This is a genomic window from Phenylobacterium sp. (assembly GCF_041916435.1).
Taxonomy (GTDB): domain Bacteria; phylum Pseudomonadota; class Alphaproteobacteria; order Caulobacterales; family Caulobacteraceae; genus Phenylobacterium.
Genome location: NZ_JAYRZM010000006.1, coordinates 286,349 through 302,598, shown reverse-complemented (window position 1 = coordinate 302,598; position 16,250 = coordinate 286,349). Strand labels below are relative to the sequence as shown.

General features: G+C 70.1%; 19 protein-coding genes. 10 read left to right on the top strand and 9 right to left on the bottom strand.

Annotation, left to right across the window (positions count from 1 at the left end; all coding sequences use genetic code 11):
* Positions 1-13: 13 nt before the first annotated feature.
* Both ACE3TA_RS18335 and ACE3TA_RS18330 read right to left on the bottom strand, forming a co-directional pair.
* The gene (locus ACE3TA_RS18335) at positions 14-1,189 is read right to left on the bottom strand and encodes a VWA domain-containing protein (protein WP_374575768.1); all 1,176 of its coding nucleotides are present in this window, start codon (positions 1,187-1,189) and stop codon (positions 14-16) included.
* 91 nt (positions 1,190-1,280) lie between these two features.
* Complete coding sequence (locus tag ACE3TA_RS18330) at positions 1,281-2,279, bottom strand: aldo/keto reductase (RefSeq protein WP_374575767.1); 999 nt, start codon at positions 2,277-2,279, stop codon at positions 1,281-1,283.
* Between the two features lie 106 nt (positions 2,280-2,385).
* Between ACE3TA_RS18330 and ACE3TA_RS18325 the strand changes: the two genes are divergently transcribed.
* On the top strand, positions 2,386-3,273 hold the full coding sequence (locus ACE3TA_RS18325) for a LysR family transcriptional regulator (protein ID WP_374575766.1): 888 nt from the start codon (positions 2,386-2,388) through the stop codon (positions 3,271-3,273).
* Between the two features lie 32 nt (positions 3,274-3,305).
* Here ACE3TA_RS18325 and ACE3TA_RS18320 read toward each other — a convergent pair whose 3' ends face one another.
* Positions 3,306-3,746 carry a recombinase family protein gene (locus tag ACE3TA_RS18320; RefSeq protein ID WP_374575765.1) on the bottom strand — a complete coding sequence of 147 codons (441 nt, stop codon included), beginning with the start codon at positions 3,744-3,746 and terminating at the stop codon, positions 3,306-3,308.
* A gap of 230 nt (positions 3,747-3,976) precedes the next feature.
* Positions 3,977-4,498: an N-acetyltransferase family protein gene (locus ACE3TA_RS18315; protein WP_374575764.1), complete on the bottom strand. Its 522-nt coding sequence runs from the start codon at positions 4,496-4,498 to the stop codon at positions 3,977-3,979.
* 47 nt (positions 4,499-4,545) lie between these two features.
* On the opposite strand from ACE3TA_RS18315, the gene ACE3TA_RS18310 reads away from it, so the two are divergent.
* The 5 genes from ACE3TA_RS18310 to dxs all read left to right on the top strand — a co-directional run bounded on the left by ACE3TA_RS18310 (position 4,546) and on the right by dxs (position 9,281).
* Complete coding sequence (locus ACE3TA_RS18310) at positions 4,546-5,475, top strand: histone deacetylase family protein (protein ID WP_374575763.1); 930 nt, start codon at positions 4,546-4,548, stop codon at positions 5,473-5,475.
* 48 nt (positions 5,476-5,523) lie between these two features.
* A complete protein-coding gene (locus ACE3TA_RS18305) occupies positions 5,524-6,141 on the top strand; it encodes a histidine phosphatase family protein (protein ID WP_374575762.1) in 618 nt (205 codons plus the stop codon).
* 74 nt (positions 6,142-6,215) lie between these two features.
* Positions 6,216-6,458, top strand: a complete 243-nt coding sequence (locus ACE3TA_RS18300) for an exodeoxyribonuclease VII small subunit (RefSeq protein ID WP_374575761.1) — start codon at positions 6,216-6,218, stop codon at positions 6,456-6,458.
* Complete coding sequence (locus ACE3TA_RS18295) at positions 6,458-7,339, top strand: polyprenyl synthetase family protein (protein ID WP_374575760.1); 882 nt, start codon at positions 6,458-6,460, stop codon at positions 7,337-7,339. The genes ACE3TA_RS18300 and ACE3TA_RS18295 overlap by 1 nt, the downstream gene beginning before the upstream one ends.
* Positions 7,340-7,364: 25 nt before the next feature.
* Positions 7,365-9,281: a 1-deoxy-D-xylulose-5-phosphate synthase gene (dxs, locus tag ACE3TA_RS18290; RefSeq protein ID WP_374575759.1), complete on the top strand. Its 1,917-nt coding sequence runs from the start codon at positions 7,365-7,367 to the stop codon at positions 9,279-9,281.
* On the opposite strand, the gene ACE3TA_RS18285 is transcribed toward dxs, so the two are convergent.
* The 5 genes from ACE3TA_RS18285 to flgF form a co-directional block, all read right to left on the bottom strand.
* Positions 9,278-9,787: a hypothetical protein gene (locus ACE3TA_RS18285; RefSeq protein ID WP_374575758.1), complete on the bottom strand. Its 510-nt coding sequence runs from the start codon at positions 9,785-9,787 to the stop codon at positions 9,278-9,280. The two genes, dxs and ACE3TA_RS18285, sit on opposite strands and share 4 nt — an antisense overlap.
* 80 nt (positions 9,788-9,867) lie before the next feature.
* Positions 9,868-10,605, bottom strand: a complete 738-nt coding sequence (gene flgH, locus ACE3TA_RS18280; protein ID WP_374575757.1) for a flagellar basal body L-ring protein FlgH — start codon at positions 10,603-10,605, stop codon at positions 9,868-9,870.
* A 16-nt stretch (positions 10,606-10,621) separates the two neighbouring features.
* On the bottom strand, positions 10,622-11,380 hold the full coding sequence (gene flgA, locus ACE3TA_RS18275; RefSeq protein ID WP_374575756.1) for a flagellar basal body P-ring formation chaperone FlgA: 759 nt from the start codon (positions 11,378-11,380) through the stop codon (positions 10,622-10,624).
* A gap of 1 nt (position 11,381) precedes the next feature.
* Positions 11,382-12,170 (bottom strand): flagellar basal-body rod protein FlgG, encoded by a 789-nt coding sequence (flgG, locus tag ACE3TA_RS18270; RefSeq protein WP_374575755.1) that lies wholly within the window; start codon positions 12,168-12,170, stop codon positions 11,382-11,384.
* Between the two features lie 13 nt (positions 12,171-12,183).
* A complete protein-coding gene (gene flgF, locus ACE3TA_RS18265) occupies positions 12,184-12,921 on the bottom strand; it encodes a flagellar basal-body rod protein FlgF (protein ID WP_374575754.1) in 738 nt (245 codons plus the stop codon).
* A gap of 225 nt (positions 12,922-13,146) precedes the next feature.
* Here flgF and ACE3TA_RS18260 point away from each other — a divergent pair, with 225 nt between their 5' ends.
* The 4 genes from ACE3TA_RS18260 to ACE3TA_RS18245 are packed head-to-tail and all read left to right on the top strand — an operon-like array spanning position 13,147 to position 16,249.
* Positions 13,147-13,755: a flagellar basal body-associated FliL family protein gene (locus tag ACE3TA_RS18260; RefSeq protein ID WP_374575753.1), complete on the top strand. Its 609-nt coding sequence runs from the start codon at positions 13,147-13,149 to the stop codon at positions 13,753-13,755.
* A 30-nt stretch (positions 13,756-13,785) separates the two neighbouring features.
* Positions 13,786-14,871 carry a flagellar motor switch protein FliM gene (gene fliM / locus ACE3TA_RS18255; protein ID WP_374575752.1) on the top strand — a complete coding sequence of 362 codons (1,086 nt, stop codon included), beginning with the start codon at positions 13,786-13,788 and terminating at the stop codon, positions 14,869-14,871.
* Complete coding sequence (locus ACE3TA_RS18250) at positions 14,868-15,380, top strand: DUF6468 domain-containing protein (protein ID WP_374575751.1); 513 nt, start codon at positions 14,868-14,870, stop codon at positions 15,378-15,380. The genes fliM and ACE3TA_RS18250 overlap by 4 nt, the downstream gene beginning before the upstream one ends.
* A complete protein-coding gene (locus ACE3TA_RS18245; RefSeq protein WP_374575750.1) occupies positions 15,377-16,249 on the top strand; it encodes a MotE family protein in 873 nt (290 codons plus the stop codon). The genes ACE3TA_RS18250 and ACE3TA_RS18245 overlap by 4 nt, the downstream gene beginning before the upstream one ends.
* The last annotated feature ends 1 nt before the right edge of the window (position 16,250 follow it).

Genomic DNA, 16,250 nt, shown 5'->3' with positions numbered 1-16,250 from the left:
CGGGCGCGACTGTTCAGCGCGCAAGCTCGCGCATGGCCTTGTCCAGGCCCTCCAGCGTCAGCGGGAACATCCGCTCGCCCACGAGCTGGCGCATCACGTCGATGGAAGGGGTGTAGTCCCAATGCCGCTCGGCCGTGGGATTGAGCCAGATCATGTGCTCGTAAATCTGGCTGACGCGGTCCATCCAGACCGCGCCGGCCTCTTCGTTCCAGTGCTCCACCGAGCCGCCCGGATAGGTGATCTCGTAGGGGCTCATCGTCGCGTCGCCGACGAAGATCACCTTGTAGTCGCTGGAGAACTTGTGGAGCACGTCCCAGGTGTTGATCTTCTCGGCATGACGGCGGCGGTTGTCCTTCCACACGCTCTCGTAGAGGCAGTTGTGGAAGTAGTAGAACTCCATGTTCTTGAACTCGGACCGCGCGGCCGAGAACAGCTCCTCGCAGACCTTGATGTGGCTGTCCATCGAGCCGCCGATGTCGAAGAAGATCAGGACGCTGATCTTGTTGCGGCGCTCGGGGCGAAGCTGGATGTCCAGATAGCCCTTCTCGGCGGTGCCGCGGATGGTGCCGTCCAGGTCCAGTTCCTCGGCCGCCCCGTCGCGCACCCAGCGCCGCAGCCGGCGCAGGGCCACCTTGATGTTGCGGGTGCCCAGCTCGACCGAGTCGTCGAGGTTCTTGTACTCGCGCTTGTCCCACACCTTCACGGCCTTGCCGTGGCGGCCCTTGTCCTGGCCGATGCGCACGCCCTCGGGATGATAGCCGTTGGCGCCGAACGGCGAGGTGCCGCCGGTGCCGATCATCTTGTTGCCGCCCTCGTGGCGCTCCTTCTGCTCCTTCAGGCGCTCGGCCAGCGCCTCCATGAGCTTGTCGAAGCCGCCCATGGCCTCGATCTGCGCCTTCTCCTCCTCGGTGAGGAACTTCTCGCTGAGCTTCTTGAGCCACTCGGCGGGGATGTCGGCCGTGCCGACCCCTTCCACCTTCTCCAGCCCCTTGAAGACGTGGCCGAACACCTGGTCGAACTTGTCGAGGTTCTTCTCGTCCTTCACCAGCGCCGAGCGGGACAGGTAGTAGAAATCGTCCACCCGCCGGTCGATCACCGCCTTGTCGAGCGCCTCCATCAGCATGAGGTACTCTTTCAGCGTCACCGGGACCTTGGCTTCGCGAAGCTCGGTGAAGAAGCGCATGAACATGGGCGGTTCCCGCAGGCGAACGGATGTTTGACTGCGAAGGATGGGGCCGTGGGCGCCCGATGTCCAGCATCAGGCGCCCGCTGCGCGGCGATCAGCCCCGCTTCTCGCTGTCCAGCATGGCCATCTGCGCGGCGATGTAGCGCTCGCCCGCCGCCGAGCCCCTGGGCACGGCCGCCTCGATCGCGGCCAGGTCCTCGGCGCTCAAGGCCACGTCCAGCGCGCCCAGGGCCTCGGAAAGCTGGTCGCGGCGGCGCGAGCCGACCAGAGGGATGATGTCGCTCCCCTGCGCCGCCACCCAGGCGATCGCCGCCTGGGCCGTGCTCACGCCGCGCGCCTTCGCCACCGCGCCCAGGGCCTCGGCCAGCGCCAGGTTGCGCTCCAGGTTCTCGCCCTGGAAGCGCGGGCTCATGGCGCGGAAGTCGCCGGCGCCGGCCTGGCCGCGGGTCCAGTGGCCGCTGATCAGGCCGCGTGAGAGCACGCCGTAGGCGGTGATCGCGATCCCCAGTTCGCGGCAGGTCGGCAGGATCTCGTCCTCGATCCCGCGCGAGATCAGCGAGTATTCGATCTGCAGGTCGCAGATGGGATGCACGGCGGCGGCCCGGCGAAGCGTCTCCGCGCCCACTTCGGACAGGCCGATGTGGCGCACGTAGCCGGCTTCGACCAGTTCGGCCAACGCGCCCACGGTCTCCTCGATCGGCACGTTCGGGTCCAGGCGCGCGGGGCGGTAGACGTCGATGTGGTCAACGCCCAGGCGCTGCAAGCTGTAGGCGCAGGCGGTCTTCACCGCGGCCGGGCGCGAGTCGAAGCCCAGCCACGAGCCGTCGGGCCCGCGCTGGGCGCCGAACTTTACGCTGATCAGGAGCTGGTCGCGCGGCAGGGTCTTCAGCGCCTCGCCGATCAGCATCTCGTTGTGGCCCATGCCGTAGAAGTCGCCGGTGTCCAGCAGGGTGATCCCGGCGTCCACGGCGGCCTTGAGGGTGGCCAGGCTTTCGTCGCGGTCGGCCGGCCCGTAGAGGGCGCTCATGCCCATGCAGCCGAGGCCGAGGGCGGAGACGGCGGGACCGTTGGTTCCAAGGGTGCGGGTGATCATGGCGGGGCTCCAGAAAAGAAAACGATTGTGGCCGGCCCTAGATGCGCCCTCCGCGTTCGTGCGATAATCCGCATGATCGTGAATAGGCTGTGCGGAAATTCGAACAATGCGACGGGTCAGCCTGGACCAGCTCGAGGCCTTCGCCGCCGTGGCGCGGCGGCGGAGCTTTCGCGGCGCGGCGCGCGAACTGGGCGTATCGGCCTCGACCCTCAGCCAGACGGTGCGCGAGCTGGAGGAGCGGCTGGGCGTGCGGCTGCTCAACCGCACCACCCGCAGCGTGGCCGCCACCGAGGCCGGCCAGCGGCTGCTGGAGCGCCTGACGCCGGCGCTGGCCGACATCTCCGCGGCCGTGGACCAGGTGCACGCCGGCGAGAGCGAGCCGGGGGGCCTATTGCGGATCAACGCCCCGGAGCCGGCGGTGGAGCTGGTGCTGGCGCCGAAGATCGGCCCGTTCCTGCGGCGCTTCCCGCGCGTGCGCCTCGACATCGTCGTCCAGTCGGCGATGGTCGACATCGTCGCCGAGGGCTTCGACGCCGGGGTGCGCTGGGACGAGAGCCTGGCGCGCGACATGATCGCCGTGTCGCTCAGCGGGCCGCAGCGCTACGTGCTGGTCGCCAGCCCGGAGGCGATCGAGCGCTGGGGCGCGCCGGCCCACCCGCGCGATCTCCTGTCGAAGCCCTGCGTGCGGCTGAAATATCCCAGCGGAACCATGCCGCCCTGGGAGTTCGAGCGGGACGGGGAGGTGCTGCGGCTGGAGCCCGACGGGCCGCTGATCTGCGCGAACTCGGTGCTGACGGCCGAGGCGGCGGCGGCCGGCGCGGCCTTCGCCGTCGTCTTCGAGGGCTATGTGGCCGAACATCTGGCCGAGGGGCGGCTGGTGGAGATGCTGACGGACTGGCTGCCGCCGTTCCCGGGGCCGAAACTCTACTATCCGAGCCGTCGGCAGATGCCCTCGGCGCTTCGGGCCTTCGTCGATTTCGTCAAGGTGCGTTGAGGGCGCGCGCCGGCCGGGCGCGCTGAACAGGTCTAGCTCGCTTCGAGCGCGCGCAGCTTGCGCCAGACGGTCATGCGCGAGACGCCCAGGCGCCGGGCGATCTCCACCGGGCCGACGCCGGCGTCCTGCAGCGCCTTGATCTCCTCGGCGGCGGGCGCGCCCTTGCGGCGGCGCGCGATCCAGGCGGGCTCCACAGCGGACACCGCCTCCAGCGCCGCGCGCAGGGCCCGGCCCTCCGCGCCCTCGCTGGACAGTTGGGCCTCGACGACGAACAGGCTGGCGCCGCGCTCCTCCAGGCGGTCGATCACGTCCAGGACGCTGCGGGTGGAGCGGGCCAGATGCTCAAGGCGCGTGACCACGAGCTGGTCGCCCTCGCCGATGAAATCGATGATCGACGTCAGCACGGCCGACTCGTCCGCCGTCGGCGACGCAGGCTCTTCGGCCCGCACCACGTGGCAGCCGAACGCCTTCAACGCCGCGGTATCGTCCGCGGAGCGTGCGTCGCGCAGACATACATAGCCAATCCTCAGCATCCCACCCGTCGCCTTCAAGCTACTGCGATGATTGCTCGCAAAGTCCCAAACCGGACGCCGTTCGTCAAAGTGGGACATGTTAAATCTCTGCAATTTTTTTTTGTGGTCACGCTTCGATCATCAAAAACCGTGCCGTGTGCACAGCCCCACTCACAGGGCGGCCAGAAAAACTATGCCCCTGACCGCCTGAAGATGAATTCCCGGTCAACCACGCGGCCAACGGGAAATCCGTACTCGCCGACCTTCTCGAAACCGGCGCGCCGGTAGAATCGCTGCGCGCCGAAATTCTCCGACCACACACCGATCCATAGAGGACGCGGTCCGCTCGCCTCGAGCCAGCCGATGGCGGTGTCGAACAGCCGCCGGCCCAGCCCGCCGTTCTGCCAGGGCTTCAGCAGATAGAGCCGTTCCAGCTCGCCGCAGGCCGGCGTGACCTCCGCGTGCGGCAGCTTGCAGGGCCCGACCAGGGCGTGGCCCACCACCTGCCCGTCGGCCTCCACCAGCCAGGCCGCCTTGTCGGGCCGGCTCAGGTCCGAGACGGTGCGCTCGAGGCCGTAGGCCTTGGCCAGGAACGCTTCCAGGTCTTCAGGCGGATAGAGGTGGCCGAAGGTCTCGATAAAGGTGCGCGCGCCGATGTCGGCGAGGATTTCGGCGTCGGCCGGAGCGGCTCTGCGGATGACAGGTTCAGACATTCGCTTCAGACGTTCGGATCACGGCGCTCACGGGCTAATATGCTTCTATGGGTATCGCTCTCTATACGCACCGCGACATGTTCGACCACAGGCCGGGCGTCTACCACCCCGAGCGCCCCGAGCGCCTGGGCGCGGTGATCAAGGCCCTGGGCGAGGCGCAGGACATCAAGCTCGACGCGCGCGAGGCGCCGCTCGTGGACATGGCCGACCTGCTGCGCGCGCACGACAAGGCCTATGTCGACAAGATCGAGGCGCTCTCGCCCGCCAGCGGCATGGTGCGCCTGGACGACGACACGGCCATGTCGCCGGGCAGCCTGGCGGCGGCCAAGCGGGCGGCCGGCGCGGTGGTGCAGGCGGTGCGCGACGTGGCCGCCGGCGAGGCGGGCCAGGCGTTCTGCGCCGTGCGCCCGCCCGGCCATCACGCCGAGCCGGTCACGCCGATGGGCTTTTGCATCTTCTCCAACGTGGCGATCGCCGCCCTGGCGGCCCAACAGGCGGGGCTGGAGCGCGTGGCGGTGGTGGATTTCGACGTGCACCACGGCAACGGCACCCAGGCGGTCTTCGCCGGCAAGCCGGGCCTGTTCTTCGCCTCCATGCACCAATGGCCCATGTGGCCCGGCACGGGGCACCCGTCCGAGCATGTGGCCGACAACATCGCCAACGCGATCATCGCCCCCGGCGCGCCGCCGGCCGAATGGCGCAAGGGTTTCGAGGGGCTGATGGACAAGGTCGACGCCTTCGCGCCGGACCTGATCATCGTCTCCGCCGGCTTCGACGCCCATGTCCGCGACCCGCTCGGCGGCCACGACGGCCAGAGCCTGGAGGAGGACGACTTCGCCTGGGCCACCCGCGCGATCATGGAGACGGCGCGCCGCCGCACGAAGGGTCGGGTTGTTTCCTCGCTCGAGGGGGGGTACGACCTTGAGGCTCTGGGCCGATCGGCGCGCGCGCATGTTCGAGCCCTTCAGGAGGGGTGATGGGGGCAGGGTGTTTCGCGTGTCGCGGCGCTCACGCCCGCGGATGACATGGCCGACGCTTTGACCGCCGACCCGCCCGCGCTCGCCGCCTCGCGTCCTGGGACGATCGTTCTCGCACGGCATGGCGAGCCGGCGATCTCGCGCAAGGTGAAGCTCTCCGCCGACGAGTACCGGCGCTTCTGGGCCAGCTACGAGCAGCTCGGCATCCGCGCCGGCCAGACCCCGCCGGACGACTTGGCGAGCCTGGCGGCCGCGGCCAGCGCCCTGGTGGCCTCCACCCGCCTGCGCTCGATCGAGACGGCCGAGGCGGTGGCCTGCGGCCGCGCCTTCGCCCGCGACCCGTTGTTCGTCGAGGCGCCCCTGCCGCCGCCGCACCTGCCCGGCTGGATCCGCTTTTCCCCGGCCGTGTGGGGTTTTCTCGCCAGGGTCTGGTGGTGGTTCTTCGACCATCACGAGGGCGGCGAGACCCGGCGCGAGGCCCAGGCCCGCGCCGACCAGGCCGCGGCCCTGCTGATCGACATGACCGCCCAGGGCGACGACGTGGTGGTGCTGGCGCACGGCTTCTTCAACTACATGGTCGGCCGCGCCCTCAGCCGCCGCGGCTGGCGGCTGACCTCCAATCGCGGCTACAAGTATTGGTCCCACCGCCGCTACGAGCGGAATTGACGGCGTCGGGCCCTTCGGCCGTTGCGGCGCCGACGGGCCGCCTCTAGGTTTGCCGCTTTCCAGCGAGGAGCGCCATGGCTGACGCCGCCGACATCGAGACTCTGTCGTTCGAGGCCGCCTTGGCCGAGCTCGAGCAGATCGTCGGCAAGCTGGAGAGCGGCCAGGCGCCGCTGGAGGATTCGATTCGCCTGTACGAACGGGGCGCGGCGCTGAAGGCGCATTGCGAAAAGCGCCTGGAGGCCGCCAGGCTGCGTGTTGAAAAGATCGTGAAGGGCGCCTCCGGTGAGCTTGGCGTCGAACCGGCCGAGTTCAGCTGATGGAGCGGCTCGCCGCCCGGGTCGCCGAGGCCGCGGACCTGGTCACCGTGGCGCTGGACGAGCTCCTGCCCCGGGCCGACGGCCCGGAGGCCCGCCTCACCGAAGCCATGCGCTACGCCGCCCTCGGGCCGGGCAAGCGGCTGCGGCCGTTCTTCGCGCTCGAGACCGGACGGATGTTCGACCTGGACGACCGGCCGGTGCTGCGCGCGGCCTGCGCGCTGGAGTGCGTGCACGCCTACAGCCTGATCCACGACGACCTGCCCAGCATGGACGACGACGACCTGCGCCGCGGCAGGCCCACGGTGCACAAGGCCTATGACGAGGCCACCGCCGTCTTGGCCGGCGACGCCCTGCAGGCCGCCGCCTTCGAGATTCTCTCGCATCCGGACACCTACGGCGACGGCGCGGTGCGCGCCGAGATGGTGCTCAAGCTGGCCCAGGCGGCCGGCGCCAAGGGCATGTGCGGCGGCCAGATGATCGACCTGATCGGCGTGCGCGACGACCTGGGCGCGGTGGCGCGCATGCAGCGGATGAAGACCGGCGCGCTGATCGCCTGCGCCTTCGAGCTGCCGCTGGTGATGGCCCACGCCGGCGAGGGCGAGCGTCACGCCCTGATGGCCTTCGCCCAGGACCTAGGCCTGGCCTACCAGATCGTCGACGACCTCTTGGACGTGGAGGGCGAGGCCGCCGAGATGGGCAAGAAGGCCGGCAAGGACGCGGCCAAGGGCAAGGCCAACTACGTCACCCTGTTGGGCGCGGAAGCGGCGCGCGAACGCCTGGCCCTGCTCACCGAACAGACCAAGGCGCACCTTGACCCCTTCGGCCCCAGGGGCGAAATCCTGCGGGCGAGCGTCGATTTCGTGCTAGAGCGCCGCAGCTAACCCATTCTTATCCGCCGAATTCTTCATGCCGCCAGTCACGCCCCTGCTCGATAAGGTCGCCTCGCCGGCCGACATCCGACGGTTGCACCAGAACGAGCTGCGGCAGCTCGCCGACGAGCTGCGCGCCGAGACGATCGACGCGGTCTCCACCACTGGCGGGCACCTGGGCGCGGGCCTGGGCGTAGTTGAGCTGACCGTGGCTCTGCACTACGTCTTCGACACGCCGCGCGACATCCTGATCTGGGACGTGGGCCACCAGGCCTATCCGCACAAGATCCTCACCGGCCGGCGCGACCGCATCCGCACGCTGCGCCAGGGCGGCGGCCTGTCGGGCTTCACCAAGCGCGCCGAGAGCGAATACGACCCCTTCGGCACGGCCCACGCCTCCACCTCGATCTCCGCGGCCCTCGGCTTCTGCGTGGCCCGCGACCTGGAGGGCCGCGACAACCGCGTGGTGGCCGTGATCGGCGACGGCGCCATGAGCGCCGGCATGGCCTACGAGGCGATGAACAACGCCTACGGCGCCACCAAGCAGCTCACCGTCATCCTCAACGACAACGACATGTCGATCGCCCCGCCGGTGGGCGGGATGAGCGCCTACATGGCCCGCCTGGTGTCCGGCGGCGGCTACCAGACCCTGCGCAACATTGGCAAGTCGATGGCCAAGGCCTTCCCGCGCCCGCTGCAGGAAGCCGCCCGCAAGGCCGAGGAATACGCCCGCGGCATGGTCACCGGCGGCACCTTCTTCGAGGAGCTGGGCTTCTACTACGTCGGTCCGATCGACGGGCACGACCTGGACGCCCTGGTGCCGGTGCTGAAGAACGCCCACGAGATCACCGACCGGCCGGTGCTGGTCCACGTGGTCACCCAGAAGGGCAAGGGCTACGGCCCCGCCGAGAAGGCCGAGGACAAGTACCACGGCGTCGTGAAGTTCGACGTGGTCACCGGCAAGCAGGCCAAAGCCCCGGCCAAGGCGCCCAACTACACCAAGGTGTTCGCCGAGGAGCTGGTCCGCCAGGCCGAGCGCGACGACAAGATCGTGGCGATCACCGCGGCGATGCCCTCGGGCACGGGGCTGGACTTGTTCGCCGAACGCTTCCCGGACCGCTGCTTCGACGTGGGCATCGCCGAGCAGCACGCGGTGACCTTCGCCGCGGGCCTGGCCGCCGACGGCATGAAGCCCTTCGCGGCGATCTATTCCACCTTCCTGCAGCGCGGCTACGACCAGGTGGTCCACGACGTGGCGATCCAGCGCCTGCCGGTGCGCTTCGCCATCGACCGGGCGGGCCTGGTGGGCGCCGACGGGCCGACCCACGCCGGCGCCTTCGACATCGGCTTCATGGGCGCCTTGCCGGGCATGGTGATGATGGCCGCCGCCGACGAGGCCGAGCTGGCCCGCATGGTGGCCACGGCCGTGGCGGTCGACGACCGCCCCTCGGCGTTCCGCTATCCGCGCGGCGACGGACTGGGCGTGCCGATGCCCGATCTCGCCGAGGCGCTGGAGATCGGCAAGGGCCGCATCGTGCGCGAAGGGACCACAGTGGCGATCCTGTCGTTCGGCGCGCGCCTGGCCGAGAGCCTGAAGGCCGCCGACCTGCTGGCCGCGCGGGGCTTTTCCGCCACCGTCGCCGACGCCCGCTTCGCCAAGCCGCTGGACGTGGACCTGGTGCTGCGGCTGGCCCGCGAGCACGAGGCGCTGATCACGGTGGAAGAGGGCGCGATGGGCGGCTTCGGCGGCTTCGTGCTGCAGGCGCTCGCCGAGCACGGCGCGCTGGACCGGGGGCTGAAGGTGCGCGCCCTGACCTTGCCCGACATCTTCCAGGACCAGGACAAGCCCGAGGCGATGTACGCCGAGGCCGGCCTGGACGCCGAGGGCATCATGCGTTCGGCCCTGGGCGCGCTGGGCCTGTCCAACGCCGACGTGGCCGGCCGCCGGGCCTAGTCGCAGTAGCCGAGGAACCGGCGGACCAGGCCCTTCTTGGCCGGCGGCTGGTCGGCCGTGGCGTCCAGCGCCGTCAGCTTCAGCTCCGCGCTCGTACGCCAGGCCTCCACCACCGGCGCGCGCGTGGCCACCTCGACGCTGACGATCGAGCCGCCGGTGGCTTCGTCGGGAACCGCCTGGCCGCGCAGGGTGGTCTGCTGGTCCATGGAGGCGATGGTTACGCTGAGCGGCCAGGGCGGCTGGCGGCCGATCTCATCCACCCACACCTCGCCGCGGCGGGTGGCGGCCATGCCCTGGGCGGCCTGGAACTGGATGCGGATCTGGCCGGTCTTCTTCCGGCAGCTCAGCCGCAGCGCCACGTCGCCCGAGGCGGGCAGGGCGTAGGTCAGGCTCGCCACGTCGTCCGGCGCCTTGGGAATGTCCAGCGTCCACAGGCGCTCCTGCGCCCCGGCGGGGCCGGCGAGGGCGGCCGCCAGCACCCCGGCGGCGAAAGCGACGGTCTTCATGCGGCCAAGCTAGAGCATTTTCAGGCGAAATGGAGGCCGGGGCGCAGCGGAATTTTCAGCCCGCCCGCCGCGCCGTCCGATCAGAACGGCGAGAACTTCTCCACCAGCGACTGGCCGGCCGGGGTCTTCTGCACGCGGCTGATGTCGCCACGGCCGCCGTAGCTGATGCGCGCCTCGGCGATCTGGGTGTGCTTGATGGTGTTGGCCGAGGTGATGTCCTCGGGCCGCACGATGCCGGACACGGTGAGCTCGCGCACCTCGCTGTTGGTGCGCACCTCCTGGCTGCCCTGGATCATCATGTTGCCGTTGGGCAGCACCGCGGTGACCACCGCGGCGATGGTCAGGTTGATCTTCTCCGAGCGGGTCACCGCGCCGGTGCCGGCGTTGGAATAGGTGGAGCCGGAATTGACCGCGTTGGCCGGGTCGAACCCGCCCGGCAGCACCTTGCCGAGGCTCGATTCCAGCCCCAGGAAGTTGGTCACGCCCGATTGGGCCGAGGAGGTGCGCCCGCTGGAGGTGGCGTTGGAGGTCTTGGCGCTGTCGTCGATCTCGATCAGCACGGTCAGGATGTCGCCCACGCGGCTCGCCCGCTGGTCGATGAAGAAGGCCCGCGCGCCCACGCGCCACAGCGAGTTCGCCGAGGCCGGCTGCGGCGCCGGCTCGCGCGCCGAGGCGAGCGGCATCACCGGCTGGGTCTGCGGCACCAGGGCGGCCGGATAGCTCACCGGCGACAGTTCGGGGCCCTTGACTGCTTCCCTGACCGACGAGCAGGCGGCCAGGGGGACCAGGGCGAGGGCGAGAGCGAAGCTGCGGCGCATGGAATGCGGACCTTGTCTAGCGAAGCGCATAGCGGGTGGGGGAAGCCTTCACGGCGTCGGCGGCCGGGCCGATCACGGCCTGGCCCGGGCCGGTCGCGACGGCCTGGATGATCTTCTTGGAATCGAGGTTCTGGACCGAAAGGATGTCGCCGACCGCCGCGGCGGCCATCGCCTTGCCCTTCAGCGCCAGCGAGATCCCGGCGTTCTCGTAGACCACGGTGATCATCTCGCCGGCCTTGATCACCTGCGGGGCCGAGACGTCGCGGGCGGCGACCGCCGCGCCCTGGCGCAGCGGCCGGCGGGCGGCCAGGCCGATCACCTGGTCGGCGTCGGAGGGCGCCCCGGCCGGGGCCGCGGCGGCCTTGGCCCACACCAGGTCCTGCGGCTGGACGATCTCGCCCGTGCCGATGTTGCGCGCGTAGGTCAGCACCTCGACGTTGCCGCGCACGGCGCCGGCGGCGTCGGTTCCGGCCTGGTTCGCGGCGGCCGAGCCGGCGCCGACCACGACGATCTGGCCGAGCCCGCCGGCGTTGGCCCAGTCCAGGCCCGCGCGGGCGGCGGCCGCCTGCACCAGCCGCGCGTTCAGGATCACCGAGCGGCTGGTCCGCGCGGCCACCGGGACGTTGCCGGCCTCGCCGGCGCCGGCGAACAGGTCGCCCAGGGTGACCACCCCGTCGCTGTCCACGACCTGCGGGCGAAGCGTCACGGCCTGGCCGGCCAGCGCGGGGCCGGCGCAGAGGCTGAGGGCGGTCAGAAGGAGGAGGGCGCGTTTCATCCTACGACTTCACGTTGTTGGCGGCCTGCAGCATCTCGTCGGAGGCGGTGATGACCTTGGCGTTCATCTCGTAGGCCCGCTGGGCGACGATGAGCGCGGTGATCTCGCTGACGGCGTCGACGTTGGAGGCTTCGGTGTAGCCCTGGGTCAGGGTGCCGAAGCCGGTGGAGCCGGGTGTGCCGGTGGTGGGGTCGCCCGAGGCGCCGGTCTGCTTGAGCAGGTTGTCGCCGGCCGATTCCAGGCCCGCCTCGTTGACGAAGGTGGCCAGTTCAATCTGGCCGACCACGTCCGGCGTGGACTGGCCGTCGCGGGTCGCCTGCACCTGGCCGTCCTTGGAGATGCTCACCGACACCGCGTCGGTGGGAATGGTGATCGCCGGCTCGATGGTGTAGCCGTCCGCGTTCACCAGTTGGCCGTCGGCGTTGACCGACAGGTTGCCGGCGCGGGTGTAGGCGATCTCGCCGGACGGCAGCAGCACCTGCAGGAAGCCGCGGCCCTGGATGGCCACGTCGTACTGGTTGTCGGTCTTGGTGAGCGCGCCCTGTTCCTGGATGCGGTAGACCGAGCCGGCCTTCACGCCGCCGCCGATCTGCACCCCGGTGGGCACGATGTTGCCCTGGTCCGACGACTGGGCGCCGGCGCGCTCCAGGGTCTGGTAGAGCAGGTCCTGGAACTCCGCCCGCTGGCGCTTGTAGCCGACGGTGTTCATGTTGGCGATGTTGTTCGAGATGACCTCGACATTGAGCTGCTGGGCGGCCATGCCCGTGGCGGCTGTACGCAGGGACTGCATCGCTGGACTTCCCTTAGTTCACCTGGCCCAGCCGCTCGATGGAGCGGCGGGACAGTTCGGCTGTGGTGTCCATCATGCTGGTGACGCGCTCGTAGGCGCGGCTCACCTCGATCATCCGGGTGACCTGCACGATGGGATTGACGTTGGAGCTCTCCAGCATGCCCTGGTGCATCACCGAGTCCGTGGCGGGCTGGGGCTGGATGTTGGAGCTGTTGCTGTAGAGGTTGTCGCCGGTCTTGCGCAGGGCCGACAGCTCGGTGAACTTCACCAGGCCGATCTTGCCCAGCGTCTCGCGCTCCTGGCTGACCGTGCCGTCCTTGGCGATGCTCACCGGGCCCTTCTGCGGGTCGACCACGATGTCGCCGCCGCCCTCGCCCTGCACCGGATCGCCCGCCTCGGTGACCAGCCGGCCGGTGGTGTCCATGTGGAAGCGGCCGTCGCGGGTGTAGCGGTCGCCCTGGGCCGTGGAGATGGTGAAGAAGCCGTCGCCCTCGACGCCCACGTCGAAGGTCCCGCCGGTCGAGCGCAAGGTGCCCTGGGTGAAGTTGCGCACCACCCCGTCGTCGAGCACGAACTTCACCGGCCGCGGGCCCGGCGCGGTGTTGGCCGGGTTCTTCGGCTCGGTCCGGGTCATCAGGGTTTCGACCTTGAAGCCGGTGGTGTCGGCGTTGGCGATGTTGTTCGCCACGATGTCCATTTCGCGCTTGAGCACCATCTGGCGCGACAGCGAAACAAATAGGGCGTTGTCCATCGGCCTGGCCCGTCGAACCCTTACTGCGACACATTCGTCGCCGAATTCGCTGCAAACTTCGGGCCAACAAAAAATCTAAGGAAAATCAATAGTTAATAAAGTTAACGGCGGCCTATCGGCGGATTTTGCCGGGCAGGGTTAGCCCCGGTTAAGAAGCGTTAAAAACCGATCCTTAACCAACCGCGGGCCAATGGGGAGGAGCCAAGAGTCTAAGGAATCGCGCGCGTGGCCAAGGACAAGGTCAAGGAAGCACCGGAAGACGGCGCCGAGGACGGCGACGGCGAGGACGCGTCCGCCAAGAAGAAGCTTCCGCTGAAGATGCTGATCATCGCCGGCGCGGCGGCGGTGCTGGTGCTGGGCGGCGGCGGCACGGCCGCGTTCATCTTCCTGAAGCCCAAGCCCGCGGCCACCGGCGAGGCCGGCGCCGACCACGGCAAGAAGGCCGAGAAGAAGAAGGAAAAGAAGGGCGGCCACGGCGGCGGCAAGGAAGAGGCCAAGACCATCGGCGTGGTGGCCGAGGGCCCCAACGGCGTCACCTACTACACCCTGCCCGACATCGTCGTGAACATGCAGACGCCCGACGGCAAGGCGACCTTCCTGAAGCTGAAGCTCACCTTCGAACTGCCCGACGAGGACATGGTCGACCAGCTCGAGGAGAACAATCCGCGCCTGCAGGACATGTTCCAGACCTTCCTGCGCGAGCTGCGTCCCGACGACCTGGCCGGCAGCCAGGGCAGCTATCAGTTGCGCATGGAGATCCTGCGGCGGGTCAACCTGCTGCTCGCTCCGGCCAAGATCAACGCGGTGCTCATCGAGGAGATGCTGATCAACTAGGGCCCCGACCGGGTTCTGGCGGCTAGGCGCATGGACGACGAAATCGAACAACCGACCGATCAGCAGGTCGCCGATCTGGCGGCGGCCGGCGGCTGGGATCCGTCCGAGCCGGACGCCGAGGCCCTGATCGGCTCCGAGCGCATCCTCAATCAGGACGAGATCGACAGCCTGCTGGGCTTCGACCTCACCGACGACGAGGTCGCCGAGCGCACCGGCATCCGCGCGATCATCAATTCGGCGCTGGTCTCCTATGAGCGCCTGCCGATGCTGGAGATCGTCTTCGACCGCCTGGTGCGGCTGATGACGACGTCCCTGCGCAACTTCACCTCCGACAACGTCGAGGTGAGCCTGGACAACATCTCCTCGATCCGCTTCGGCGATTACCTGAACTCGATCCCGCTGCCGGCGATCCTGTCGGTGTTCCGCGCCGAGGAGCTGGACAACTACGGCCTGCTGACGGTCGATTCCAACCTGATCTACTCGATCGTCGACGTGCTGCTCGGCGGCCGTCGCGGCACGGCGGCCATGCGCATCGAGGGCCGTCCCTACACCACCATCGAGCGGGTGCTGGTGCAGCGGATGATCGAGGTGGTGCTGGCCGACGCCAAGGCCGCCTTCGAGCCGCTGACCCCGGTCAACTTCGTGCTGGACCGGCTGGAGACCAACCCGCGCTTCGCCGCCATCGCCCGGCCGGCCAACGCCGCCATCCTGGTCAAGCTGCGCATCGACATGGAGGACCGCGGCGGGCGCATCGAGCTGCTCCTGCCGTACGCGACCCTCGAGCCCATCCGCAAGATGCTGCTGCAGCAGTTCATGGGCGAGAAGTTCGGCCGCGACAACATCTGGGAAAGCCACCTGGCCACCGAGCTGTGGACCACCCAGGTGGAGGTGCGCGCCGTGCTCGACGAGCTGCAGATGCGCCTTGAGGACGTGCTGAACTTCAAGGTCGGCGACACGGTGATGCTCAACGCCACCCCCGACAGCCTGGTGGAGCTCCGCTCTGGCCAGATCCCGCTGACTCGCGGCCATATGGGCCGCCGCAACCACAACATCGCCGTCCGCGTGCAGGCGCCCCTGTCGCCCGCCGCCCGCAAAGCCGTGCAGAGGATGAAATGAGCGCGATCGCCATTGGCCTGAACCTGTTGCTCGCCGCCCTGCTCACCGGCGCCCTCGCCATGGGCTGGCGGCTGAACCTGCGCCTGAAGGCGCTGCGCGACAGCCAGGCCGGCTTCGCCCAGGCCGTGGGCGAGCTGAACGCGGCGGCCGCCCGCGCCGAGCGGGGCCTGGCCGAGCTGCGCGCCGCCAGCGACGAGACCAGCGAAATCCTGCACGAGCGCATGGACAAGGCCCGCCAGCTCGCCGCCCGCCTGGAGCGCCTCATCGAGGCCGGCGGCCCGGCGGCGGCGAACGCGCCGACGGCCGTGGACGAGGCCCGCGCCGAGCGCCTGGGCGCCCTGATCGCCGCCGCGCGCCAGCCGCGCGCCCGTGAGGAGACGCCGGCCGAGCGCCGCGCCGTCCCCGAGCGCGCCGAGCGGCGCGAGCCGCTGGTGCTGAGCCGCCCGGCCCGGATGGACGACGACCTGTTCGACGACGCGCCGCGCGCCGTCATGGGAGGCCGTCGATGAGCAACATCCCGCGCATCCTGCCGCTGGTGGGCGTCGCCATGGGCGGGGTCCTGGCGATCAACGCCCTGGCCGGCGCCGAGGGCCTGCCGGACCTGGTGTCCGGGGCCAAGGCTTTCGCCGAGGACGCCGTCGCCAAAGCCAAGTCCGCGCCGGCCAAGCCCGCCGCGGCGGCGAAGGCGGCCAAGGACGACGCGCCGGCCGACGCCGCCGCCACGGGCGATGCGGTCGACGCCGCGTCCAACTCGCCGCTGCCGCCCGGCGCCGGGGCCGCCTCTCCGGCCGCCGCCAAGCCCCTGGCGCCGGTCTGCGCGCCCACCGCCGCCGAGCTCGCCAAGGAGGCCGGCCTGTCGCCCGCCGAGCTGCAGATGCTGCAGAGCCTGGGCGCGCGCCGGGGCGTGCTCGACAAGCGCGAGCAGGACCTCGACACCCAGCTCGCGCTCTTGGCCGCCGCCGAGGCCAAGCTCGACGCCAAGGTCAAGACGCTCAACGGTCTGAAGACCGACATCCAGGGCCTCTTGAACCAGGCCGACGCCCGCGAGGACGCAGAGCTGGCGCGCATGGTGAAGGTGTTCGAGGGCATGAAGGCCAAGGACGCCGCCGCGCGCATGGCCGTGCTGGAGGATTCCGTTCGCCTGCCCATCGCCGCCAAGATGAAGGAGCGCTCGCTCTCGGCGGTGCTGGCCGCCATGCCGGCGAGCGAAGCCAAGAAGCTGACCGAGGCGCTGGCCAAGCGCTACACCGACGCCCAGGGCCTGGCCGCCCGCGCCCAGGCCGCAGGCGCCGCCGCCGGCGTCACGCCCGGGCCGAGCGCCTCGGCCGCCCCGGCGCCGGCCGCGCCCGCCGCCGGCCCGCCGGCCAAGGCCGGCTGAT